General features: G+C 41.4%; 25 protein-coding genes, 2 tRNA genes and 1 other RNA gene. 22 read left to right on the top strand and 6 right to left on the bottom strand.

The annotated features are described in order from the left end of the window. The first annotated feature begins 23 nt into the window (after positions 1-23). Entirely contained in the window at positions 24-1415 is a 1392-nt protein-coding gene (locus tag SFU91_00900) for an alkaline phosphatase D family protein (GenBank protein MDX2127573.1), read from the top strand. Positions 1416-1533: 118 nt separating this feature from the next. Here the strand turns inward: SFU91_00900 and SFU91_00895 are convergent, their stop codons facing one another. Further along, positions 1534-2793, bottom strand: a complete 1260-nt coding sequence (locus SFU91_00895) for a bifunctional 3,4-dihydroxy-2-butanone-4-phosphate synthase/GTP cyclohydrolase II (protein ID MDX2127572.1) — start codon at positions 2791-2793, stop codon at positions 1534-1536. Positions 2794-2947: 154 nt separating this feature from the next. Here SFU91_00895 and SFU91_00890 point away from each other — a divergent pair. From SFU91_00890 to SFU91_00855, 8 genes are all read left to right on the top strand, one after another. After that, a tRNA-Leu gene (locus SFU91_00890) sits at positions 2948-3032 on the top strand. 164 nt (positions 3033-3196) lie between these two features. Beyond that, positions 3197-4012: a hypothetical protein gene (locus tag SFU91_00885; GenBank protein ID MDX2127571.1), complete on the top strand. Its 816-nt coding sequence runs from the start codon at positions 3197-3199 to the stop codon at positions 4010-4012. Positions 4013-4059: 47 nt separating this feature from the next. Beyond that, an RNA gene (gene rnpB, locus SFU91_00880) (RNase P RNA component class A) lies at positions 4060-4439 on the top strand. Between the two features lie 92 nt (positions 4440-4531). Continuing rightward, positions 4532-5332: an ABC transporter permease gene (locus SFU91_00875; protein ID MDX2127570.1), complete on the top strand. Its 801-nt coding sequence runs from the start codon at positions 4532-4534 to the stop codon at positions 5330-5332. A 5-nt stretch (positions 5333-5337) separates the two neighbouring features. Then, on the top strand, positions 5338-6075 hold the full coding sequence (locus SFU91_00870) for an ABC transporter ATP-binding protein (protein MDX2127569.1): 738 nt from the start codon (positions 5338-5340) through the stop codon (positions 6073-6075). A 44-nt stretch (positions 6076-6119) separates the two neighbouring features. Then, positions 6120-7052, top strand: coding sequence for an MlaD family protein (locus tag SFU91_00865; protein MDX2127568.1), 933 nt, complete (start codon positions 6120-6122; stop codon positions 7050-7052). Between the two features lie 18 nt (positions 7053-7070). Continuing rightward, positions 7071-8408 carry a serine hydroxymethyltransferase gene (glyA, locus tag SFU91_00860; GenBank protein MDX2127567.1) on the top strand — a complete coding sequence of 446 codons (1338 nt, stop codon included), beginning with the start codon at positions 7071-7073 and terminating at the stop codon, positions 8406-8408. Between the two features lie 81 nt (positions 8409-8489). Further along, the gene (locus SFU91_00855; GenBank protein MDX2127566.1) at positions 8490-9221 is read left to right on the top strand and encodes a TerC family protein; all 732 of its coding nucleotides are present in this window, start codon (positions 8490-8492) and stop codon (positions 9219-9221) included. 97 nt (positions 9222-9318) lie between these two features. On the opposite strand, the gene nuoD is transcribed toward SFU91_00855, so the two are convergent. From nuoD to SFU91_00835, 4 genes are all read right to left on the bottom strand, one after another. Next, positions 9319-10635, bottom strand: a complete 1317-nt coding sequence (gene nuoD / locus SFU91_00850) for an NADH dehydrogenase (quinone) subunit D (GenBank protein ID MDX2127565.1) — start codon at positions 10633-10635, stop codon at positions 9319-9321. 17 nt (positions 10636-10652) lie between these two features. Beyond that, a complete protein-coding gene (locus tag SFU91_00845) occupies positions 10653-11183 on the bottom strand; it encodes an NADH-quinone oxidoreductase subunit C (GenBank protein ID MDX2127564.1) in 531 nt (176 codons plus the stop codon). Between the two features lie 38 nt (positions 11184-11221). Beyond that, complete coding sequence (gene nuoB / locus SFU91_00840) at positions 11222-11773, bottom strand: NADH-quinone oxidoreductase subunit NuoB (GenBank protein MDX2127563.1); 552 nt, start codon at positions 11771-11773, stop codon at positions 11222-11224. A gap of 61 nt (positions 11774-11834) precedes the next feature. Further along, the gene (locus tag SFU91_00835) at positions 11835-12242 is read right to left on the bottom strand and encodes an NADH-quinone oxidoreductase subunit A (GenBank protein ID MDX2127562.1); all 408 of its coding nucleotides are present in this window, start codon (positions 12240-12242) and stop codon (positions 11835-11837) included. Between the two features lie 304 nt (positions 12243-12546). Between SFU91_00835 and truB the strand changes: the two genes are divergently transcribed. The 12 genes from truB (at position 12547) to SFU91_00775 (ending at position 22483) form a co-directional block, all read left to right on the top strand. After that, positions 12547-13413, top strand: coding sequence for a tRNA pseudouridine(55) synthase TruB (gene truB / locus SFU91_00830; protein ID MDX2127561.1), 867 nt, complete (start codon positions 12547-12549; stop codon positions 13411-13413). Then, entirely contained in the window at positions 13400-14413 is a 1014-nt protein-coding gene (locus SFU91_00825) for a bifunctional riboflavin kinase/FAD synthetase (protein ID MDX2127560.1), read from the top strand. Before truB ends, SFU91_00825 begins: the two co-directional genes overlap by 14 nt. 33 nt (positions 14414-14446) lie before the next feature. Next, complete coding sequence (rpsO, locus tag SFU91_00820; GenBank protein MDX2127559.1) at positions 14447-14716, top strand: 30S ribosomal protein S15; 270 nt, start codon at positions 14447-14449, stop codon at positions 14714-14716. Between the two features lie 135 nt (positions 14717-14851). Next, positions 14852-15841, top strand: coding sequence for a hypothetical protein (locus tag SFU91_00815; GenBank protein MDX2127558.1), 990 nt, complete (start codon positions 14852-14854; stop codon positions 15839-15841). A gap of 228 nt (positions 15842-16069) precedes the next feature. Further along, on the top strand, positions 16070-19696 hold the full coding sequence (locus SFU91_00810; protein ID MDX2127557.1) for a hypothetical protein: 3627 nt from the start codon (positions 16070-16072) through the stop codon (positions 19694-19696). 21 nt (positions 19697-19717) lie between these two features. Further along, the gene (locus SFU91_00805; GenBank protein ID MDX2127556.1) at positions 19718-19948 is read left to right on the top strand and encodes a DUF2281 domain-containing protein; all 231 of its coding nucleotides are present in this window, start codon (positions 19718-19720) and stop codon (positions 19946-19948) included. Beyond that, positions 19945-20340, top strand: coding sequence for a type II toxin-antitoxin system VapC family toxin (locus tag SFU91_00800; GenBank protein MDX2127555.1), 396 nt, complete (start codon positions 19945-19947; stop codon positions 20338-20340). Before SFU91_00805 ends, SFU91_00800 begins: the two co-directional genes overlap by 4 nt. A 22-nt stretch (positions 20341-20362) precedes the next feature. After that, a complete protein-coding gene (lipB, locus tag SFU91_00795; GenBank protein ID MDX2127554.1) occupies positions 20363-21058 on the top strand; it encodes a lipoyl(octanoyl) transferase LipB in 696 nt (231 codons plus the stop codon). Beyond that, positions 21033-21392, top strand: coding sequence for a rhodanese-like domain-containing protein (locus SFU91_00790; protein ID MDX2127553.1), 360 nt, complete (start codon positions 21033-21035; stop codon positions 21390-21392). The genes lipB and SFU91_00790 overlap by 26 nt, the downstream gene beginning before the upstream one ends. A 178-nt stretch (positions 21393-21570) precedes the next feature. Beyond that, positions 21571-21644 (top strand) — tRNA-Val (locus tag SFU91_00785). Positions 21645-21845: 201 nt separating this feature from the next. After that, positions 21846-22064, top strand: a complete 219-nt coding sequence (locus SFU91_00780; GenBank protein MDX2127552.1) for a hypothetical protein — start codon at positions 21846-21848, stop codon at positions 22062-22064. Beyond that, a complete protein-coding gene (locus SFU91_00775; protein ID MDX2127551.1) occupies positions 22061-22483 on the top strand; it encodes a PIN domain-containing protein in 423 nt (140 codons plus the stop codon). Before SFU91_00780 ends, SFU91_00775 begins: the two co-directional genes overlap by 4 nt. A gap of 18 nt (positions 22484-22501) precedes the next feature. On the opposite strand, the gene SFU91_00770 is transcribed toward SFU91_00775, so the two are convergent. Continuing rightward, entirely contained in the window at positions 22502-23539 is a 1038-nt protein-coding gene (locus SFU91_00770; protein MDX2127550.1) for an alpha/beta hydrolase-fold protein, read from the bottom strand. Between the two features lie 405 nt (positions 23540-23944). On the opposite strand from SFU91_00770, the gene miaA reads away from it, so the two are divergent. Beyond that, positions 23945-24937, top strand: coding sequence for a tRNA (adenosine(37)-N6)-dimethylallyltransferase MiaA (gene miaA / locus SFU91_00765; GenBank protein ID MDX2127549.1), 993 nt, complete (start codon positions 23945-23947; stop codon positions 24935-24937). The last annotated feature ends 7 nt before the right edge of the window (positions 24938-24944 follow it).

Raw genomic sequence — 24944 nt, 5'->3', positions numbered from 1 at the left:
TCAATTCAAATTCAAAGAGGACAATGCAATTTCGCCCAACCTTAAGCAAAAAACATTTCATCATTCCAATTCTCCAATTCATTTTTGTTTTACTGTTTTTTTCACTTCTTTTACAAGAATTACCTGCACAAACCCGAAAAATTTCTAGAAACAATTCAATTCGCTCCGGCCCAATGCTCGGCTACTCTGAAATGCGTGAAGTTCTCATTTGGGTACAAACACTTGCAGAGTGCGAGGTTTGGGCTGAGTACATTGAAGAAGGGATTAAAAATGAAGCAATTGGCTCCACCAACCGTGTGAAGACGGAAAGGGAAAAAGCTTTTACTGCCAAACTCATTGCGGCTGATCTGGAGCCGGGGAAAAGATATGTCTATTGGATTGTTATCAATGGAAAACGCCAACCCGCTCAATACCCTCAAGTATTTCAAACACTTTCTCTTTGGCAATGGCGAAAAGACGCTCCTAATGTCACTTTTGCTATTGGAAGTTGCGCTTATATCAATGAAGAGCGGTTTGATCGTTCGGGAAAACCGTATGGTGAGCACTATGATATTTTTTCTACAATCGCAGGAAAATCGCCCGACTTTATGGTTTGGTTAGGTGATAACACCTATTTAAGAGATCCTGATTGGGGCTCCCGAAGCGGAATATTGTATCGCTATTCACATACGCGAGAATTAAAAGAATTACAACCCCTTCTTGCCTCTGTTCATCACTACGCAATTTGGGATGATCATGACTATGGCTCAAACGATGCCGATAATAGTTTTATTGGCAAACAATTGACACGAGAGGCCTTCACCCTTTTTTGGGGAAATCCAACTTACGGAATGGATGGAAAAAATGGGATAACAACTTCATTTCGATGGTCTGACGCGGAATTCTTTCTTTTGGATGATCGATGGTTCAAATCTCCTAATAAACGAAGAACCGGAAAACGAGAAATCATTGGCGAAAGCCAATTCGAATGGCTCATCAATTCACTAAGTTCGAGCCAAGCGACTTTCAAATTTATTGTAATTGGAGGGCAAGTGTTAAATAGCGCGGCAATTCACGAGAATTTTTCAACTTACCCTGAGGAACGAAAAAAATTACTTGATGCAATTTTAGCAGAAAAAATCTCCGGTGTAATCTTTTTAACCGGAGACCGTCACTACACTTCATTAAGCAAAATGAATCGTGAAGGGACTTATCCACTTTATGATTTAACCGTTTCTCCTTTAACATCGGGTACATATCAAATGCGTGACGAAGTAAATGACTTTCTCATTCCAGAAACATATCTCTCCGAACGAAACTTTGGATTGCTGAAACTTGAAGGAAAAGGGACTGAGCGAAAATTGGTGATTGAGGTATTTACTTGGGATGGAAAAAAAGCTTGGGTAAAAGAAATCTTAGCGAAGGATTTGAAATAATCATCTTAATTAAAACGGGTGATTGAGATTTCTTGACTAAGAAAGGCTTTTACAAAAAGGATAATGGCTATCAATGGAGTAAAAGCCTTTCTGAGAAATCAGCTATTAGTTATTTTGATTAATGATGACCAAAAATTTTCTGTGCAAGAAGTTCCGTTGCGGCCTTTTCTCCTGAAATGATGTGACCCATTTTTTCGCGTTTGGTCTCCATATACCCTTTGTTGATTTCATTGGTTGGAATTTCAAGGGCAACACGCTCCGTGACTTCTAACCCGTAACCTTGAAGCCCTACAACTTTTTTCGGATTGTTGGTCATCAATTTCATTTTTTTTACTCCAAGATCCAATAGAATTTGTGCGCCAATACCATAATCACGTAGGTCAGCTTTAAAGCCAAGTTTTTCATTGGCTTCTACGGTGTCATAGCCCTCATCTTGCAAATTGTAAGCCTTCAGTTTGTTGATCAGACCGATTCCACGCCCTTCTTGCATAATGTAAACCACAACGCCTCGACCTTCACGCTCAATCATCATCATTGCAGTTGCGAGCTGTTCACCGCAATCGCAACGCATTGAGCCAAAGAGATCGCCGGTGGCACAAGAGGAGTGCATTCTCAAAAGCACGGGTTCTCCGTTCGAAACATCGCCCTTAACCAAAGCAAGATGATTTTTATCATCAACACAAGTTTCGTAAGCGATGAGCCTAAATGTTCCTAAATGCGTAGGCAGATTCACTTCAACTGCCCTTTTGACAAGCTTTTCGCGTTGCATACGGTAAGCAACAAGATCTTTGATTGTTACGAGTTTTAATCCAAATTTTTTCTTCATTTGGATAAGCTCGGGTAACCGCGCCATTGTTCCATCTTCGGCTAAAATTTCGCAAATGACCCCAACAGGTCGAAATCCTGCCAAGCGTGCTAAATCGACAGAAGCCTCGGTATGACCTACTCGGCGAAGAACTCCGCCTTCCATTGAACGAAGGGGGAAAATATGACCCGGACGAGCCAAGTCCGATGGTTTGGTGAGTGGATCAGCAAGCTGGCGGATGGTAACAGCACGGTCGTGTGCGGAAATTCCGGTTGAAGTTCCGGGCAACTTGCTATCCACAGAAATGGTGAACGCGGTTTCGTGTAGTGAAGTGTTGTTACTGACCATCATGTCCAGTTCAAGCTCTTGTGCTCTTAAACGGGTCATCGGTGCGCAAAGTAAGCCGCGCGCTTCTTTGGTGATAAAATTAACCTGTTCTGGGGTTATGGTTTCAGCCACACCGACAAGATCACCCTCATTTTCACGGTCTTCATCATCAACGACAATTATTAACTTTCCATTTTTTAGGTCTTCGAGAGCGTCTTCAATGGTGTCAAAAGCTGTATTATTCATAAGTGTTTCGAAATATTCTTTAAATCTCAAACATTAAAATAGCAAATTGAAAACAAGTGAAAGGCAAGTTCAGTTTTTTGAAAAAAATGGTGTTGATTTAGCTAAATGAATATTTAATAATTTAGAAATCTGTTGTATCTTAACCATTATTTTTGCCGAGGTGGCGGAATTGGTAGACGCACTCGTTTCAGGTGCGAGCGCCGCGAGGCATAGGAGTTCGAGTCTCCTCCTCGGCACCAACTTTAGTGGTTATGTTGAAACGGTCAAAATTGTACCTTGAAAATAGTCTAGTTCAGAACCCTGACGGTTTTTCGAGCGCCTTTCATTTTGTCAAGCAAAATGTTAGGCGCTTTTTTTTTGCCTCTAAGAATTTCACTTTGCTTAAACTAAACTTACAAACACCGTGCGCGAAGAATTAAAAGCCCTACTAGAATTACAACATCTTGACAATGACTTGCGTGATATTTTGAGCGAGCAAGAAGAGCTTCCGGAGGTTATCGAAGGTCTCAAAAATAAAGCAAATAGAATTTATGCCATTCTTCAAGATCGAGAGAAAATTGAAAAGGAAGCTACAGTAAAAAAGGATTTGCTTCGATTAGAAATAAAAAGTTCGCAAGAAAAAATCGAAAAGTACAAAGAGCAGCAGAAAAGCGCTCGAAACAATCGTGAATACGATGCGTTTTCGAAGCAAATTGACCACGAAGATTACGAGATCAAGAAGTATGAATTTCAAATTCAAACCATTGATCAAGAAGTCATGAATCGAATGGAAATTGAAGAGAAAAGCAAATCGTTAATTTCGGATAATCGTGCCGATGAAATTGATGAACGCGATTTACCCACCGAATTCCTCCAAAATCTCTTCAACAAGGCTTCTGAGGAATCTGAAAAAAAATCTCAAGACCTCTCTAAAATCAGTGCGGAAACTGAAGAGGAAGTTAAAGTTTTGCGCGAGAAAATTGAGGCCAAACGCTCAGCTATTATACAATTCGGGAATACGGCCTTGTTTCGCTACGATAATCTTCGCAGACGGGAAATTGAAGATCCTATTGTTCGGTTTGAACGCAATTCATGTACCGGTTGCAATTACATCGTCCCAAAAGAAAGTCACGGAACCATCAGCCGCGGAAATTTTTATATCTGCGAAAGCTGCGGCCGGATGGTAATAAGCCCGAGTATTTTCAATGAAGTTGAAAAGGAACTTTCAACTACGAATTAGGCGCGATTTAACATTCTAATCCCGTTTTTTCTTTAAATTGACGCCCTAAGCAGCAGGGCGACGGCCGCGGTGAAAACTGAGGAAAGTCCGAACATCATAGGGCAGGGTGCCTGACAAGGCTTCGGCGCAAGTCAGGGCGCGTTTTTCGAAAGAAATTCGCGACAGATAGTGCAACAGAAAATAAACCGCCTCTTTGAGGTAAGGGTGAAATGGCGGTGTAAGAGACCACCGGCGAGCTTGTAAAAGCCGCGCACGGCAAACCTCCCCGATGCAAGACTATGTATAGGTTTATAATGCAGAAATGCATTCACTTGTTGCCCGCAAGTGCCGAGCAATCGGGTAAACTTGGGTGAGTCGCAAAGATCAATGGTCGTCCATTTCCAGAATTGGAAGTGAACAGAATTCGGCTTACACCTGCTGCTTTCGTTTTTTCCCCGTTTTACCGAAGTAAATATTTATTCAATATGGCGTTGGATTTCCTTAATTTTGCGCCTTAAATTTACATTTTGACACCAATTCATGTTGCAATCTGCCCTTCGATACACTGAGAAAATTAACGATCGTTTCAAAAGCTTTTTTGAAATGATGCAAGATTTTTTTGGCTTTTCTTTGCATGCCTTCCGAATGCTCGGTTCTACAAAACGCTACTGGAAAGACACAATGAATCAGGCGTTTATTAGTGGAACGGAATCTCTTCCGATTGTTTTTGTGAGTTCCGTTTCAATTGGATCGCTTCTCGTGATGGAGGTAGGAAATATTTTAACCGATTTTGGGGCGAAGGGGCTGACTGGGAGAACCACAGCCTTTTCTGTGATTCGAGAGCTAGGACCAATGGTCACGGGATTAATGCTCTCGGCAAGGGTTGGCGCAAGAAACGGATCCGAACTCGGTGCAATGAAAATTTCCGAACAAATTGATGCGCTTCGTGCTTTTGGCACTGATCCAATTGCAAAATTAGTCGTGCCAAGGCTTGTGGCTTCATTGATAATGTTTTTACCGCTAACGGCCTTTTCTATTGCTATCGGACTGATTGGCGGTTCATACATCGCGGAAAATTATTTGCATCTCGATCCCGGCATTTATTGGAATTCCAGTATTCGCTATCTGAATTACCGCGATTTTATCACTTTTTCAATTAAGCCGCCTGTTTTTGCCGTGATGATTACATTGGTGAGCTGCTATAATGGCTTTTCTGCAAAAGGTGGAACGGTTGGCGTAGGGGAATCAACCATTAAAGGAATTGTGGTTTCATCGGGGCTTGTGATGGTTCTGAATTTTTACCTTTCAAAAATCGTCCACGATTTCATCGATAAGAATTAGGCGATATGATTGAACTTCGAAATGTCAGTCTTCGCTATGGGAAGCGGGAGATTTTAAGAAACATAAACCTCTCCTTCGAAAAAGGTGAAATCTTTGTCATCCTAGGGCCATCTGGAGTTGGCAAAAGCACGATTATTAAATTGATGCTTGGATTAATAAAACCATCAAGTGGGCAGGTATTTATCAATGGTGTTGATATAACGCCTTTGGAAGAGGAGGAACTCTTTCCATTTCGTCAGAAAATGGGAATTGTATTTCAAGGTAATGCTCTCTTCGACTCAATGACGATCAGTGAGAATATGGGATTTTTTCTTCGGGAAAATTTAAAGCTCTCTGAAGATGAAATTTCAAAAAGAGTGCGAGAGCAAATCAAATTTGCAGGACTTGAAGGGTACGAGAACCTTTTACCAGAAAGCCTTTCTGGTGGAATGAAAAAGCGCGTCGCAATCGGGCGCGCACTTATTTTTCAACCCGGTATGATTTTGCTTGATGAGCCTACAGCCGGTCTTGATCCAATTAGCGCAAAAAAAATATTAGAAGTTATAAAGCGACTTCGCGCGGAAATCGGCTTGGGTGCCGTAATGATAACACACATTGTAACGGATGTTTTTGGCGTTGCAGGTAAAGTGGCCGTTCTTTACGGTGGCGAAATTGTCTTTAATGATACGCCTGAACAGTTGCATCATTCTAAACATCCGTTTATTCAGTCGTTTTTAACCAACGAAGAAAGCGGCGAGCTTTGAGGATTGATTCAGGGGTAAGAAATATAATATCGAATTAGCAGAGAATGACAGAACAGGTTAAATGGAAAAATCTCCAAACCGGAATCATATTTACCATTGGTCTTTTTTTTACCGGTCTATTGGCTTTGGTTATTGGAAAAAATACCAGCTTTACAAGCACGAAAAGCCATTACACGATGTTTTCGAAAGATATTCAAGGGCTTGCAGTGGCTAATCTTGTTGCTGTTGCCGGTAAAAAGGTGGGTGTAGTCTCTAAAATGGATTTCGAAAGAAGAGATGGCGCCATTGGGGTGAAAATTGAATTGGAGATTGTTACCGATTACGCTTATCTAATCACAGATGATGCTTTGGCAATCATTAAATCTCAAGGGGTTTTGGGAGATAAGTATGTTGATATTATCCCCGGAAACGGAAAACTATTGAATGAAGGAGAAGAATTGCTTGTGTTTTCTGAACCCGGATTACCGGATTTGATGAATAGTGCACGCTTTATGATCGATTCACTTCGAATGACATTTGGAAAAATAAACCGCGGAGAAGGAACAATCGGACAATTGCTGATAACAAACGACCCGCTTGTACGACTGAATCGAACGCTGAATAACATCGAAAAACTATCGAGCGACCTTGCTTATGGAAAGGGGCCGCTTCGTATGCTGATGACCGATGCTGAAATGGCACAAAATATTAAGGAAACCACCGCGTCATTGAAAGAGATTGCAGAATCATTGAAAAACGGAAACGGAACAGCCGGCAAACTCATTAAAGATGAAGCGCTTTACAATAATCTTAACTCATCTCTTAAAAGACTTGATTCTTTAATGGCGGAGATTCAAAATCCAAACGGAACTGTCGGTAAGCTATTAAAAGACCCTAAGTTATATGACAATCTTACTCAAACAGTCACTTCACTTGATTCTTTGTTAGTCGATTTAAAGAGAAACCCCTCAAAGTATGTTCAATTCAAATTTTTCTAAAGACAACGGGAGAGAACAATGGAAAACGATCGCAATCTTGAACTTCGCTTAAAAGATCCTGAACTTTATGCGTCAATACAAAGTGAATTAGAGCGCCAAACCGATACCATAGAGCTTATCGCTTCCGAAAATTTTACCAGCAAAGCGGTAATGGAAGCCTGCGGTTCAGTAATGACCAATAAATATGCCGAGGGTTATCCGGGCAAGCGATACTATGGTGGATGCGAGTTCGTGGATATCGCTGAAAATCTTGCTCGAGACCGTGCCAAAATGCTTTTCGGTGCTGCATACGCGAATGTCCAACCTCACTCAGGTTCGAACGCGAATATGGCGGTGTTTTTTGCAGTCTTAAAACCGGGGGACAAAATTTTAGGATTTGATCTTGCTCACGGAGGGCATCTTACTCACGGCAGCCCGGTTAATTTCTCGGGAAAGCTCTATCAAGCTAATTTTTATGGGGTTGAAAAAGACGGAGCTTTAGCAGGGAGAATCGATATGAATAAAGTGGCTGAAAAGGCGAAGGAAGTAAAACCAAAACTGCTGATTTGTGGTGCAAGTGCCTACTCTCGCGATTGGGATTATAAAGCATTTCGAGAAATTGCAGATTCAGTAGGAGCCTTACTGATGGCCGATATTGCCCACCCTGCCGGGCTCATTGCAAAAGGGCTGCTGAATAATCCAATGCAATATTGTCATTTTGTAACCACCACAACACACAAAACACTGCGCGGTCCTCGCGGCGGAATGATTTTGATGGGGCAGGATTTTGAAAACCCGATGGGTTTGAAATTAAAAACAAAAACCGGAGAAAGGCTCAAATTGATGTCGGAAGTACTTGATACTGAAGTCATGCCCGGTGTTCAGGGCGGGCCTTTAATGCATATTATTGCGGCAAAAGCGGTGGCATTTGGTGAGGCATTGAAAGACGACTTTAAGACATATATCCTTCAAGTTAAGGCAAATGCAGCAGCAATGGCCGCTCGGTTCAATCAACACGGATTCACCATAGTTTCAGGCGGTACAGATAACCACTTGATGTTGATTGACCTGAGAAATAAAAACGTCAGCGGTAAGGATGCCGAAAATCTTTTACATGAAGCCGGTATTACAGCCAATAAAAATATGGTTCCGTATGACGATAAATCTGCATTTGTTACAAGTGGGATTCGTTTCGGAACAGCTGCGATGACGACGCGTGGTATGAGAGAAAATGAAGCTGAACAGGTTGCTGATTTTATTCACCGTGTGGTTTCAGAGGCTTCAAGTCCAAATATTCATAAAGTGTGCACTGAGGTAAAAGAAGAAGTGAAAACCCTAACTTCAAAATTTCCACTTTATGATTTAATTCCTGTGTAACGTTTGATTTATTTCAAAACCCTATTCATTCGAATAGGGTTTTTTTATTCACTTAACTATTGAGAGCATCAATAGAAATTTATGGGAGATTTATTAACCCTTTTCTCTTTTCCTGATACTTGGATTAGCTTATTAAGCCTGACAGTAATGGAAATTGTGTTGGGTATCGATAACATCATCTTTATCGCCATTATTGTTGGAAAACTCCCCAAAGTCCAACAAGGTAAAGCAAGAACAATCGGATTACTGCTTGCATTGGTCTTTCGAATCGGCCTGTTATTTGCAATTTCGTGGCTTGCTACGTTAACAGCACCACTATTTCATGTAATGGGTCAAGATGTCAGTGGGAGGGATTTGATTCTCCTTATGGGAGGGCTGTTTTTACTCGCCAAGGCTACAGTGGAAATTCATAATAAATTTGAAAATGAAGATGAAAAAGCCAATTCAAGCGTTGGCTCAACATTTGTTGCGGTTATTTTTCAGATTATTGTACTTGATGTGGTTTTTTCAATCGATTCGATTATCACCGCAATTGGGCTTGTTCAGCAGGTGTCAATTATGATTATCGCGGTACTTTTGTCATTGGGAGTTATGCTCATTTTTTCAGAATCGGTTTCGAATTTTATACATCACCACCCCACTATGAAAATTCTTGCGCTCTCTTTTTTGATGATGATTGGAATGTTGCTTGTAGCTGAAGGATTTAAATTCCACGTGCCTAAAGGGTATGTTTATTTTGCAATGGCTTTTTCATTTGCTGTTGAAATGTTGAATATCCGATTGCGAGATAAAAAAGTCAGTTCAGCAAAGTGAATTCAATAAAAAAAAAAGTAGCGTTGAATTAAGCACAGATTCAAACTATTTAAAATTAAAACGAATATCACTTAAGATATTAGTCACATTTTTATTTTTACTTATCTGCTTCTCCCATTACCGGGTCTAAGCTGCCTATACTCACCACCACATCAGCGATCATTCCGCCTTCTACCAAATGTGGTAAGGCTTGAAGGTTACAAAAAGAAGGACTTCGAATCTTCAAACGCCAAGGATAACCACTGCCGTCAGATTGCAAATAGAATCCAAGTTCACCTTTAGGCGCTTCAATGGCATGATAAATTTCACCTTTGGGCATCTGAATCCCTTCGTGGGTCATCATAAAATCATGAATGAGTGCTTCCATCGAGTGATAGATTTCAGATTTCCAAGGGTAAGAAACTTTCGCGTTATCGGTACGTACATCGCCTTTGGGTAATTTTTTCAAAGCTTGCTCTAAGAGTTTGACACTTTCCTCCATTTCTTCCATTCGAACCAAGTACCGAGCGTAGCAATCACCATTTTCAAAAATAGGCACCTTAAAGTTGAGTTCGGGATATGCCAAGTAAGGTTCATCTTTTCGAACATCCATCGCAACACCGCTTGCACGAAGATTTGGGCCGGTGAGACCCAAATCCAATGCGTCTGCTTTAGAAATAACGCCAATGCCTTCCATTCTTTCGATAAAAATGCGGTTGCGGTCAAGCATCATTCGCCACTCCGGAATCCGCTTTTTGAATTCCTTAAGCCATCCGGTCATGTAGTTCACCATTTCAGATGAGAAATCGGACGCGACGCCTCCAACACGGCAGTGTGAAATCGTGAATCGAGCACCTGTGAGCATATCGAACATGTTATAAATGTGCTCACGCTCTTCAAAAGTCCAGAGGAACATCGATACAGCTCCGGTATCCATAACCATTGTACCAAGCCACAAGAGATGTGATGATATCCGTGCGAGTTCGCACATAATGGTTCGGATGTAAACAGCGCGTGGGGGAACTTTGATATCTCCAAGTTTTTCGACCGCTAAGCATAATGCCGTATTATTGGAATAAGGCGACATGTAATCAAGCCGATCGGTATAGGGCATGAATTCGTGATAGGTTTTGTTTTCCGCGAGTTTTTCCATCGCCCGATGTAAGTAGCCAAGTTCTGGAACAGCAGAAAGCACAGTTTCACCATCAAGCTTAAGCACTACGCGAAGTACGCCGTGAGTTGCGGGGTGCTGTGGCCCCATATTCAAAACCATCGTTGATTCTAACGGGTCATCTTGTAAGACGATAGTGGTATCACGATCTTCAAGAACCTCATAAATTTTTTTTCTTTCGCCAAAGCGATTATCAAATGTGGCACGGGGCTTTGGCAACTGTTCGTACCCACTTGCGATTTCTGATACTTGGTGTAACGACATAGAAATGAATGATTGGGTTATACGGTTTCGCCGCGGTTATAACGCTCGGCCGCTTCTCGATTATTGGCTTTTGGGTCAATTTCTGGAAGTGGAATGCTTCCTGCAACACCGACTAAAGGATATTCCTTTCGAAGTGGAAAATATTCGAAATCTTCCGTCATGTACATTCGTCTCAAATCGGGATGGCCTTTGAAGATGACCCCATACATATCGTAAGTTTCGCGTTCATACCAATTGGCCGATTGCCATACGCTAGTAACAGTTTGAACTACCGGATTTTCTTCATTAACCCAAACCTTGAGCCGTAAGCGGAATTTCGATTCAGGATTGAAAAGATTATAGACAACTTCAAATCGATCTTCCGGTGTAAACCGGTCAGCACCGCAAATATCAGTAAGGTAGGTAAAGCCAAGTTTGGATTTTAAAAAGATACAAACACGTTCGATTTCCAACGGGTTGATAAGAAAGGTGGTTTCACCTCGGAAAGTTGTTTTTTCGCGAATTTCGTTTGAAAAGTGCGCTGAAAATTCATCGAATGAGATACTCATAAAACTATTTTTTCAAATTGGCCGAAAGCATAATCAAATTACTTTTGCAAAACGAGTGTATTTTTTTCTTCTGCTTGAAGAATCTTGGTATAAGCGGTATCAGAAAGAAGCGCATTTTGAAAGGAGTGTCTCTCCCGTTTTACTTTTTCTTGGATTTCCATAAGCGCGTGAATCACGGCATCAGGGCGTGGTGGGCATCCGGGTACGTAAACATCAACAGGAATAATTTGATCAACCCCTTGAAGAACCGGATAAGAGCGAAACATTCCGCCAGTAGAACTGCAAGCCCCCATTGCAATGCACCATTTTGGCTCAGGCATTTGATCCCAAATTTTTTTGACAACATGAGCCATTTTATAAGTCACCGTTCCAGCAACAATCATCAAATCGCTTTGGCGAGGGGAAAAGCGGAACACCTCTGAGCCGAATCGCGAAACATCATACTTCGGACCGGCCATAGCCATCATTTCAATTGCACAGCAAGAAAGTCCCATCGGCATCGGCCAAAGAGAATTGGCTCGCGCCCAATTTGTGAGTGCATCGAGAGTGGTTGTTACAAAACCATCACCAAACGGATTTTGATTTGACATAAATTTGAATCGATTGTTAGATGTAAACGAATTGGGAGTGTTTATTTATTCGAAAAACTAATTAATCCCATTTTAATCCGCCTTTTCGTAGCACATAGTAGTATCCTGCAAACAATAGAATCACAAAGGTTAGCATCGGCAAAAAACCAGCAATTCCCATTTCACGAAAGCTGACAGCCCACGGATACATAAAGACAACTTCGATATCAAAAATGATAAAGAGCATTGCAACTAAGTAATACTTAACCGAAACACGGTTTTTTGCGTTTCCAACGGGTTCGACGCCGGATTCATAAACAGAAAGTTTTACAGCTGATTTGCGTTTAGGGCCAATGATAATTCCAAGAAAAGAGAGAATTGCTCCAAGAACAACTGCAAGAGAAATAATGATGAAAACCGGCAGATAGGATTCGATAATCGGAGAAACTTCCATTTTAACCCCTTTGATACTTAAAAAAATAATTTTCACAAAAGAAATATTGGAGACGGGATTTTCACACTTTCAACAAATGTGATTCCAATAACTGTGAATTTTTTAAATGAAAACATCGGTGCAAATGTAAGCCCATTCAGTTTCATTCTCAAATTTTGAAGGGGATTAAGTTGATAATTTTAAGACGTCAATAAATATTTATCAACAAAAAAGAATCCTAAAGAAATATGGAGTTTCCTTTGCTGTGCATTATATTTGTAGGCTTTACCCAACCGAGCCGGCGAAATGCCGGTTTTTCGCATAAAGAGCATTCTGATTTTTTTAGCGATGATTGAAACGCGTGGTTAAAAGCAGAAAAGTAAAAAAAGAGGGACTGCCTCAACCGGAAGGCGAAATTCGCAATATTGACAAGCCTTTGGGATGGACTTCCTTCGATGCGGTAGCGAAAATTCGTAACGCGTATTCGCGTGCGGGTGTAGGTAAAGTGAGGGTTGGTCATGCAGGAACGCTTGATCCTCTTGCAACCGGAGTGCTTATTGTTGCAAGTGGAAAGCAAACGAAAAAAATCGCCGCGCTTGAGCATTTGGATAAAGAATACGAAGCCGTGATTCGCTTAGGTGTTAAGACACCAAGTTTTGATGGGGAAAGTGAAGAGTATGATCATCGTGACATTTCCTCGCTTCGTCAAGAATTAATCGAAGAGGTGATTCGGTCCTTTGAAGGGCGTCAGGAACAAATGCCACCGATGTTTTCAGCGACGTGGCATCAAGGAAAAAGACTTTATGAAATCGCCCGAGCGGGAAGAAGTGTTGAACGAAAACCAAAGCCAATCGAAATTTTTGCTATTGAATTGCTTTCTTATCAAGCTCCTGAAGTAGTGATTCGAGTTCGAGTGTCGAAAGGAACTTACATTCGTGCTCTTGCAAATGATATTGGAGAAAAACTTGGGGTTGGCGCTTATTTAAGAGAATTAAGAAGAACAAAAGTCGGCGATTTTGTAATTACCGATTCAAAGCCTATCGAAAAGCATTGTGAAGAAATCCTGAACAATGGCTTAAGCGGGAAAATGATTCGTAAGGGAGAAGAAAAAGGTGAAGAAAATGAACCCAAATTGGATACGAATCAAATGAATCGGGAGAATAAAATGGCTAACGGTAAAATTGAAGAATCTATGGGTGGAGTAAACGAAATCGATGCAAGTTTTTAGGCTTTCTTACAATAATGATGATTCAGATGTTCCTTTTCACTTTGAATCATTTGACCTAAACAATCAAAAAGGTTTAAGACATACCTTGCAGAAAAAGTCAAAGTGTGTATTGACTTTGGGTTCTTATGATGGGGTTCATTTGGGGCATCGCGAAATCATAGAAGAAGTTATTCGCGAAGCACGGGAGAAAAGCTTAAAGAGTGTCTTAATTACCTTTGACCCTCATCCCCGGCTGGTTTTAGCTCCGGAAAGTAGGCCTAAGATACTCACTACCTTAAGCGAAAAACTAGCGCATTTTGAATCGTTGGGTCTTGATGAAATTGTCGTAATTCGGTTCACGCGAGAATTTTCAAGGATGCGTGCAGATGAATTTGTTCGGAAGGTTTTAATTGACGAATTGCAGATTGCAGGTGTGGTTATTGGTTATGACCACGGGTTTGGCAAAGACCGAATGGGTACTATTGAAACCTTGAAAAAACTCTCTTTGGAGCACGGTTTTTTTGTCTCGATGGTTGAGGAGCAAAACTTGGATGGAGAGCATGTTTCAAGTTCGTCAATTCGAAAAGCATTGGAATCGGGAGATTTAAGGATTGCGAATCGAATGCTGAAATCGCCCTATTGCTTAAGCGGTTTGGTGATTGAGGGAAATAAGTTAGGTCGAAGGATTGGCTTTCCTACGGCAAACCTAAGTCTTTTGCCGGAAAAATTGATTCCGAAAACTGGGGTTTATTTTGCCGAAACAACGGTTTTAGGAAAGAAGTATGCGGCAGCGATGAACATCGGATTTCGACCTTCTGTAACAAGTGTTTCGGAATTAAGGGTAGAAGCGCATATGATTGGATATGAGGGAGATTTATACGGAAAGGAATTAAGTTTTAACTTGTTGGAGCGAATTCGTGATGAACAGAAATTTCCAACAATTGATGCTTTGAAAGATCAAATTCAAAAAGATATAAAAGCAATTCTCGAATATTCAGACGAGTATCACATCATTCAATAAAGTATTTTTTACTAACAACTATCTTTTATTACAATGGCGGTCACGAAAACAAAGAAAACCGAATTGATTACGAAACACGGCGGAAAGCCAGAAAATACAGGCTCTTCGGAGGCACAGATTGCTCTTTTAACAGAGCACATTAATGACCTCACCAAGCATGTCACAGCCAACCCGAATGATAACCATTCACGGTATGGGCTTTTTAAGCTGGTCGGAAAGCGCAAACGATTACTCAGCTACCTTACTAAGGTTGATGTTATCCGATATCGTAAGATTATTGCTGAGCTTGAAATCCGCAAGTAAACTTTATTGTGGTAAAGCAAAAGCCCCGTTTTTCGGGGCTTTTGCGTTTATCTTAAAATCCACTTTTCAAAAAGCGGTTTGAAGGCGTATTATTTATTGAAGGAAGTCTTTCCTCGTAAGTCATTTCTTTTTTTCATGTCGTTTATTGGCTCATTAAAGCATCGATTAAAGCCATTTTATGTTTTGCTGCTTGTTTTTTCTTTAAGTGGTAAATTGCATTTGGCGTATGCTCAAACCGCAGAAGAGATTAAAGTCTTCTTTCTCCTCTCCGAAGCTCACCGAACTTTGAGTGATTTAGGTGTTGTAACCGTATTTGGGCAAGCAACTTCATCGACAGCCGATTCCTCTAAACAATTGGCTTTAACTGTGATGAAACGATATTACTCCGAAAAGCTTCTTAAAATCTCAAGCGAAAGAAAAACCGACTCAATTGGAAATTTAATTTTGGATGATTCAATCTTCACGCGTGTTCAAGAGAGCACCCGAAAATTTTTAGAGAAAAACGGCGAACCGTTTCTGTCTCATACCATTTACGATGCTGATTCGCTTTACTTCAGAACCTACTTGGTGTATTGGGCACCATTTGAAGCAATAAAAGCCTTTGCCATTACTGATTTAAGAAGTGATTCATTGGTAAATCAATCCTTTCTTTCTGTTTTTGAAAACGGTGAGTTCAACTTTCATCAATACTGTAAGAAGGAACTTTCAAAAAAATATGCAAAGGCATATCGAAAACTCAATCAACAAGAAACGCTAGAATCTTACGTCGATTTTAAATTTATCATCTCGGCCCTTCAAATCGAGCGTCACAAAGACGAAGAGCGAAGTGCGGACGAAAAAAAACTTATTCGAAATACGATTTATAATTTTGCGCTTTCTGCGACCAGATTGATTGATAGCGGAATCAAAGAAAAAAGGGCGAAGGTACAAGGAAAAGGAACCCCGATCACGAAGGAAATGAAGTTATGGATTGCCAATGAAGGCGCGGCACCCTTACGAAATTTTGCGGAACGCGAGAATAAAAAACAGCTTTGGCGACTTCTAGCTTTACTCTACGCGAAAGGTGAAAGCACTGAACTTGCAAAAGAGGCATTGAAGCGAGAAAAAACTGCCCTTCCTGAATAGAACGGAATGAACAAACGAAAACCGGAATCCTCACGCAAATTTACTTGCATAAAAATTCGCAAGTGTTCCTTTCGACGCGGAATTGTGTTCGTATTGCTACTCACTTTTTGTTTGTTTAACAATACTTCAGTTTTTGCAAAAAGTCACGAAAAAAAGCCTAAATCCCCTTCGCAACGAAATCTCCACGCTAAAATAAAGAAGAAAAATCAGCCAAAATCCTCTATTGATTTGCAAGAAAAAAGCACACAAAACCGAAGTGATACCTTAAAAGCAAAGGCATCAAAGTCGGGCGAATTCGTGGCAAGTTATCAAGGGCCAATCCCAGATTCCATTCAACTTCCCAATACTTTCATTTTTCAATCATCGATTAAAATCGCCATTGATCAATTGGCATTGGACCGTTCGAAGTACCGACTTGATGCTTCTAAAGGAATGATATTTTTTATTCGCACCCCATTCGACACTTCAACTCACCAAATTGATATTCGCTACCGTGCTTTGCCAATCCGCTTGAAAACAGAGTTTTACAAAAAGGAACTGGAGATAACGCCAGCGAAAACAGCCCAATATCAAGAAGAAAAAAAACGCCGTGATACATTAAAAGTGAAGACCGCTCCAAAACCTGCAATCGATGATTTATTTGGAAATACCAAGCTTCGGAAATCAGGGTCGATTATTCGCGGAATTAATGTAGGGTCAAATCAAGATTTAAATGTGACTTCCGGCTTGCGATTGCAATTGGACGGTGAAATCGCTGACGGGGTAACGGTGTCGGCGGCATTGACAGATGAAAACACACCGATTCAGCCAGAGGGAAACACGCAAACGCTTTCTGAATTCGATCGTGTTTATGTTGAAATTAAATCGAAGGCAGCGAAAGCAGTCATCGGCGATTTCGTAAGTGAATTTCAAGGAACGGAATTTGCTAATTTAAGTCGTAGGCTTCAAGGCGCTGAAGTAGGTGGGGCAACGGATTTTGGCCAATCGGCATTCTCGCTTAAAAGCACCGCAGCTTTTGCCGTTTCGCGAGGGCGGTTTGCGTTCAATCAGTTTAACGGTCAGGATGGGGTTCAAGGGCCGTATCGACTTCGTGGGGTCAATAACGAACCTTTCATTGTTGTGCTTGCCGGAACCGAACGCATTTATGTTGATGGGGTTTTGCAGGTGCGCGGGCAAAACAATGATTACGTTATCGAATATGGAACGGGAGAAATTCTTTTTCAACCTCGACGACTAATCACGCAGCAATCCCGAATCACGGCAGACTTTCAATATACCGATCGGCTTTACCCAAGAAATTACATTTCAGGCAAAACAAACGCTTCCTTATTTGATTCACTCCTCACCTTGCAAGCCACTTACATCAATGAATCGGACGATGAAAATTCTCCCATCGATTTCTTGCTCAGCGATGACGCAAAACGAATCCTTGCTGCTGCCGGTGGAGACCGATTTAAAGCGAGCGACACAAGCGGTTTCTTTCGAGGCTTCGATGCACAAGGCTTTCCTGCCGGGAGTTACGAGCAAGTGGATACAGTGGTAAATGGAGTTGTTCAAAAGGTGTATCGCTATCTCGGTCAAGGCGCTACGGGAGCAATTTGGAGTCCGATATTCAGTTTTGCCGGTGATGGCATTGGCAATTATCGACGGCTTTCAATCGGTATTTTCGAATACGCCGGTGAAGGTGGTGGAAGTTATGTGGCGAGCCGGCTTTTACCAATTGCCAACGCGCAAAATTTGATGGATTTTGCACTTTTACTTCGGCCTTTCTCGGGCTTTCGAATTGAAGCGGAAGGTGCCCTTTCACAAAATGATGTCAATAAATTTTCAATTATTGAAGATTCGCTCAAAGCAGGAAATGCATATAAAATTGGGGCGAGCCTTTTACCGACAGAGATATCGCTCGGCGCTACAAAGCTTGGAAGCCTTCAATTTGCTTTCTCTGAAAGAAATACTTCACGAAGCTTTGCTTTTATCGATCGCACATTGCCGGTGGATTTGAATCGCGATTTCAACCTGATTGATTTTGATGGGCGTTCGCTTTTTTCTTTGCCAAGCGCTGAAAACATTCGCAATGCAAGCATTGGGTTTTCACCGTTTTTGCCGAAAGGAAATCGACTGAACTTGAATTATGCTTTCGGAGGGTTGAAACGTGATAGACTCTTTGAGGCAACACGTCATGAATTGCGTGCGACCTTTAGCGGCGATTCTCTTGGAAGCGGAAGTTATGTTGGGTCTTATATGCAGAGCGAAAATCAAGAAAGTCGTGAGCGTGCCACGTGGCTTCGGCAAACCGTTAAAGGGGCAATCTTATTGCGTGAAGCCTTGCCTTCCATTTTCACCTTTGGGCTGGAGCCTTTTTTTACAATTGATCTCAGCGATAAAGATACACGCGATGCCTTGCTCGATTCGCTTCGAAATGATAGTCATCATATCATTGATTTGAATACAGGGTTGAAACTCACAGGGCTTTTTGGGCAAAGCCTCACGCTTGGCTTTGGGTATCGCACGGATGAATTGCCGGTTCGAGTGAATGATTCTGCTCCTTTAGAACTTTTTCGTGCTTCAGCGGCAAAAACAATCACAGCCGATTGGCGCTATTTCCCCGATGGGGTATTCTTGGCTCAGCTCACCCTAACAAGCCGCTTACGGGAATTCACGGAGGTTTTTCGGCAGCGCGGCAACGCCGATAATGAAACATTTTTGGTGCGTTTGCAAACGAAATACACCCCGCTTCGGGGGGCGTTGGAATCGGAATTTCTCTATGATGTCGGAACAGAAAAAACCGCGCGATTAGAACGTCAATTTTTTCCTGTCCCACGAGGCTTTGGGTCATTCATTTGGGTCGATCGAAATCAAAACCGGTTGCGCGAATTTGACGAGTTTATTCCCTTCAGGTTGGGGGATGTTGGAACGGATTCGTTACAGTATGTGCTTCGAACTTTCCCCTCCGATGATCTCTTTCCTACGATTGATTTAAAGTCAAGCTTTCGAATTCGCTTACGCCCGACACGCCTTTTGGGAAGAGGAGAAAACTTGATTGAAAAAGTCATTGCCGCGCTATCTTCCGAAACCCTATTTCGTGTGGAGGAGCGTAGCCTTGAACGAGAATTAAGCCGAATCTATTTTTTTGATTTCTCCCGATTTCAAAATGACTCAACAACCATTTTTGGCTCCATCACCATTCAGCAAGATGTGTTTCTTTTTGAAAATGATATCACAAACCTTCGGTTTCGCTTTCAAGAGCGGAAGTCTCAGAACCAATTTAGTTTGGGAATTGAGAGGCGAATTTTTCGTGAGCGAAGCTTTCGATTTGTAACACGCGTCGGTTATGAACTTGGGATTGATGTAACGGGGCAGTGGCAAACCAATCGGTCTAGCGCATCAACAGAGACAATTGGAAGCGGGTTTACCGGAGCACAAGGAAGACAATTTGATTTGACAATTTTCAGCCTTTTACCTGATTTATCTTATCGCCCGATTCAGGATTTAGAATTCGGATTGCGGCTTAATGTGGATTTCAGGCAAAATGATTTTCCGACACAAAATGGAAACCCACCTGAAGAAGTTTTTTATAATGCACAGCAACTTCGCGCGACTTATTCCTTCCGCGGCAAAGGTCGAGTTTCGGCCTTGCTTGAGCGAACCGATACACGTTTTACAAACACTTCCGATGCCGGCGCGATTTATGAATTGACCGGGGGATTTTTAGAAGGCACAACTTATCAATGGCGTGTGGATGGCGACTACCGAATCAGCAGCTTTATTACGGCTACAGTGAGTTATGATGCCCGCGCCCTTCCCACTGGAAGAACGCTTCACACAGCGCGTGCAGAAGTGAGGGCAGTTTTTTAACTTGAAAAAATGATGAAGAATATGGCAAATCAATTATTCAATAAACTTGTTCAAAAACTCAGTCATTTAGACCCAAAGAAATTGGCTTCAGTGATTGAATTTGTTGAAAAAATGGAATCGAATGATTCTATCTCTAAAAAGCTGCTAACCAAAGTTAAGGGCGAACCTGAATTTGGAAGTGCAAAAGATAAATATATTTTGTCGGATGATTTTGATGCACCATTACAAGACTTTAATGATTATGTGAAATGAGTGTATTGATTGATACCCACGCATTTCTTTGGTACTTAAGTGGAAACACTCAGCTTACAAGAGTGGCAAGAGCTGAAATTGAAACAAGAGGTGCTAAAAATTTAGTAAGTGTTTCAAGTATATTGGAGATTTCAATAAAACATTCACTTGGGAAACTTCAAATTTTAGGTCCATTTGAATCACTTTACGACGATTTAAATAACAATGGATTTAAAATCATACCGATTGAATTTTCAGAGTTAATACACTTAAATCAGCTTTCTTTTTTTCACCACGACCCCTTTGATCGATTAATCGTTTCTCAAGCACTTGTAAGAAACTGTAACATCGTTAGCGGTGATAAAATATTTGATGAATATCTAAGGGGAACCTCTTTATCTCGAGTTTGGTGATTAAACGCCTCAAGTCATTCAAATGGAAAAAAAGCAAACGAATCACTTTCCCTTAGGCAGAATGCCTTACCGAGAAGCGTGGGCATTGCAGCGGCATTTTTTTAATGAGGTATCAAAAGATGAATCAAGTGATGTGTTGCTTAGTGTTGAACATCTGCCTGTTTTTACGCTAGGCAAAACGGCAAAGCACGAGCACTTGCTCATTGATGAAGATTTGCTCAAAGCAGAGGGAATTGAGATTCTTAATGTTGACCGCGGCGGAGACATTACCTTTCACGGCATTGGACAATTGGTGGTTTACCCGATTGTGAATTTGAAGCGGCGTAAACCAGATATTCATGTGTTTCTGCGCGACTTGGAAGAATGTGTTATTCTCACCCTTGATGCGTTCGGAATTCGTGCTTACCGAAAATCTCATCCCGATAAATCTCAAAATTACACCGGCGTTTGGGTCGGCAATCAAAAAATTTGCGCGATGGGAATTCGTTACTCTCGCTTTACCACAATGCACGGGCTTGCGCTTAATGTCACGACCAATATGCAGTACTTTCGGCATATTGTGCCTTGCGGGATTAGTGAGTATCCGGTGACCTCGATGCATGAAATTATTGGGCAGTCTCTTTCGTTGGAAGTAGTAACGAAAGCGTTTTTGAAATCGTATAGTGAGATTTTTGAAACAGCGATAGTCACCAATGAATCACTATTTACATTTGGATAAGATGAAACATCTCTCTGCTTTGCAAGTTCAGGATTTGATTGAAAAGAAGGATACCTCTGCACCGAATTCATTTTATCTCTTGGATGTACGGACGAAAGGCGAATTTGCTCGCCGCCGAATCAAAACGGCAGTGAATATTCCTCTTGATGAATTGGTTCATCGGACCGGAGAGATTCCAAAAGAGAAGATGATTGTTACGATTTGCGAGCACGGCTTTCGAAGCCAAACGGCAGCGGGAATTCTTCAACGGGTTGGGTTTGAGGATGTTTTTAATATGATGGGTGGAATGTCGCAGTGGCGGGGTATGGCGATTTCGGACGAGGTGAGAAGTTAGAGTGAAGAGTGAAACTTACCTGATATGTCATTCCGGCTTGTCCGGAATCCTGCACGCATTTCAATGAGGATAATGGCCCAACTAAAAAAAATGAAGAATGGCGTGATAGTTTTTGTAAGAGTTAGTTTGATAATTCCAAAGAAACCTTTACTTTTGCATCCCGTGTTTAAATCACAATGGGCTTTTAGCTCAGCTGGTTAGAGCGTCTCGTTTACACCGAGAAGGTCGGGGGTTCGAATCCCTCAGAGCCTACAAATCCCTCTGATTCCTCACAAAAAAATCTTTAATCTCTCCCGCTCAGAAACATCATCTTATTCATTGGTAACACTTTTATAGCATAAAGATTATAGTGATACCTATCGTTAAAGCGGTTGGGGTTAGAAGCCTTAGCACTATATTTATCGATTAAAGTAACGGTGAAAATAGTTTGCTCTAACACAATTGAGATAAAATATGATTACAACCAAAACCTATCGGGCTGTGGTTCGTAACGGCACGATTCGAATTGAGACTCCTGATTTAGCTGACGGTACACCCGTAGAAATAAAGGTTCAGGAATCAACGGCACCAAATCAAACCCAAACGATTTTTGAGCAACTGGAAGAAATTAGGCTGAGAGGTCTGCCAAATGATTTTTCGGTGATGCATAAGCCAAAAGAACAGACCGAATGAAAACCGTATTTATTGATTCTGGATTTCTCATCGCGTTAATTTCTGAAAACGATAGTTATCACAGTAAAGCACTCGCTCAAAGTCAAGTAATGAATCGAGAGTTAAAGCTGAAGCAAAGTCGCTTTCTGACTACAAGAGCAGTTTTATTAGAACTCGGCGCAAGACTTTCAAAACCACTTTATCGGTTGGCAGCAGCGCAAGTCATTTCATCATTTGAAAACTCAAGTGATATAGAAATCATTGAAATCTCTAAAGAGTTATTTTTGAATGGGTTAACTCTATTTTCAGAAAGAAAAGACAAGAAATCGAGTCTGTGCGATTGCATTTCATTCGTCGTTATGAAAGAACGAGGGATTCAAGAGGCTTTAGTTGTTGATGCTGACTTTGAACAAGCTGGATTTTCCATACTGCGTAAATAAACTCTCCAACTTCCTTAATTATCTCCCGCTCTGAAACGTCTGCCAATGTTTCGGTAAAACTTTCTCTGCATAGAGATTGCAGTGATACCAATCGTGCAAGGCAGTTGGGGTTAAGCGGACATCGGTAAAGCTATTGAAAATGCCAAACTCCGCCAGATGCAAGATGAGGTGCTCGGCGCGTTCGATGTTACCGAGGTCGCCATCATAAGCTCCTGAAAGAATATGAAATTTTATCGCTTTGATTTTCTCAAGGTGCTTCTTTTTCGATGAAGCTAAAATATTAAGAGGGTTATATTTTTTCATAACCGAAAGAATTTCTCGTTTTTTTCGTGGGGCAACGCCAAAAGCTGCATTGAAGAAGCCCACTTCACACCAAGTAAAATCGTTAGGCTGCGCGGTGGTTTTGCGTGTATCGTGAAAATTCCGCCACATGTGCGTGCCATCGTAACTGCCGGCTGATGAAAAAAGCTCCGGATGTTTCACCGCGAGCATAATGGCTGTGTAACCGCCTAATGAAAATCCGTCCACCCCGCGCGACTCCCGGTTCGCCAAAGTTCGAAAGGTTGAATCGATGTGAGGAATTAAATCCTTGATCAAATAATCCTCAAATTTTCCGGTTCCGATTCCACCGCCGGTTCCTAAATCGGGGCGAAGCATATTGACGCCAAGGCAGGGCGTGGAATTATCATCGCTTGCGGTGCTAGGGCCAACCAAGATCATTGTACCAACGCGGCCTTCAGCAATGAGTGAATCCATAACATCTTGAACGGTTCGGCCATTGCGGCTTGGGTCTTCGCTTGGGTTAAACCATTCACGGTTATGGCCACGAAAAAGGTACACCACAGGGTATCGGGCAGTATCTGAATCGTAGTTGGGCGGAAGGTAAATGTGAAATTGCTTTTTTATGCCTAAAGCGGGTGAATAAAATTCGCGAAGTTCAACACGGCTGTTTGTTTTAGAGGATGTATGAAGGGAAAGGACAGTCGAAGTGATTGGCCGGGCTGAATGTTCTTTGGCTTGAAGTCGATGGTAAAAGTCAAAAATAAAAGTGGACATGAATAGAATGAGAAATGTCGCCCGGAAGAAACAGCTGTTAAAAAACCGAAGTTTTCCTTTAACTCCACAGAAATCGGGCATAAACTGTTACATGCTTGAAGAGAAATCGTGAAAGCGCAAAAATATTGTCATAAAAGATTCACCGCCGATAACTCAAGAAGTAGATACGCATTAATTTTGGGAAAGGCAATAAGATTGCATCAACAAAAATGAATTTTATAGTTGATCGCGAATTAGGAAAGAAAAGAAGTTGCTTCTTTTCTTGAGCAAATGACTTTTACTTTTTTTATGATGAATATTGAAACAAATAAAAATCTTGATTGAGATGTGAAGAATCTCAAACAAAGAAGAAAAAAAATGAGTGATGCGTTATTATTTTGATACAATCAATTCCAAAAAAACACCTTGACTCAACAATTAGAATATAAGCATCAGCTAAAAATACCAGTTCTTCTCGGCCCCACAGCTTCGGGAAAAACGGATTTGGCATATCATTTGGCGGTTGAATTTGGGGGCGAAGTTATCAGTGCCGATTCACGACAGATATACCGTGAACTCACTATCGGCTCCGGTAAACCAAGTAACGAAATGCTCAAAACCATCACCCATCACTTCATTAACGAGCGTACCCTTCCCGAACCCTACGATGCCGCGACCTTTGCGCAAGAGGCTTGGGAGAGAATTCAAGATTGTATTCAGCGCGGCAAAATACCCATTGTCGCGGGGGGTTCGACACTTTATCTCAAGGCCCTGATAAATGGGTTTTCAGAATTTCCGAAGCCAGACCTTGAGTTAAGAGAAAAGCTTCAACGGCGCTTGGCTTCGAGCAGTTTGGCATCGCTTTATGAAGAATTGAAAGAAAAAGACCCGCAGCGTGCAGCATCAATTGACCCCAGCAATCCACATCGAGTGATTCGCAGTTTGGAAGTGGTGATTCAAACCGGCACTTCTTTTTCAGAATTAGCAAAAAAAAAGTTCTTCATCTCCCCTTACGGCTTTGATGTTTATTTGCTTTCTTTGGTGCGATCGGAACTTTACCGTAAAATCGATTTGCGAATTGATGAAATGCTTGAAAATGGTTTTGAGGCGGAAGCAAAAAAAATATTCGACCAATTCGGGTATGAAAGTTCAATCTCTGCACTTGAAACAGTAGGCTATAAGGAATTTTTTTCCTTTTTTAGAGAAGCGTTTTCAAAAGAGGAAGCAGTAATGCTGATGAAGCAGCATACAAGAAACTATGCCAAGCGGCAAGAGACTTATTTCAGAAACCAATTTGAATTCACAAGGATTGATGCAGCGCAACCGATATCTGAACGAATGCTTGCAGTTACAAAAGTTTCTTCTATATTTTCAACAGGAAGTCTTACAAAGCTTTCGAATTTTTCGGTAAGCAATTAACCTACGA

The sequence above is a fragment of the Chloroherpetonaceae bacterium genome, from assembly GCA_033763895.1.
Classification (GTDB): Bacteria; Bacteroidota; Chlorobiia; order Chlorobiales; family Thermochlorobacteraceae; genus JANRJQ01.
The sequence above is the reverse complement of the archived record's forward strand: the minus strand, read 5'-3'. Positions and strand labels throughout refer to the sequence as shown.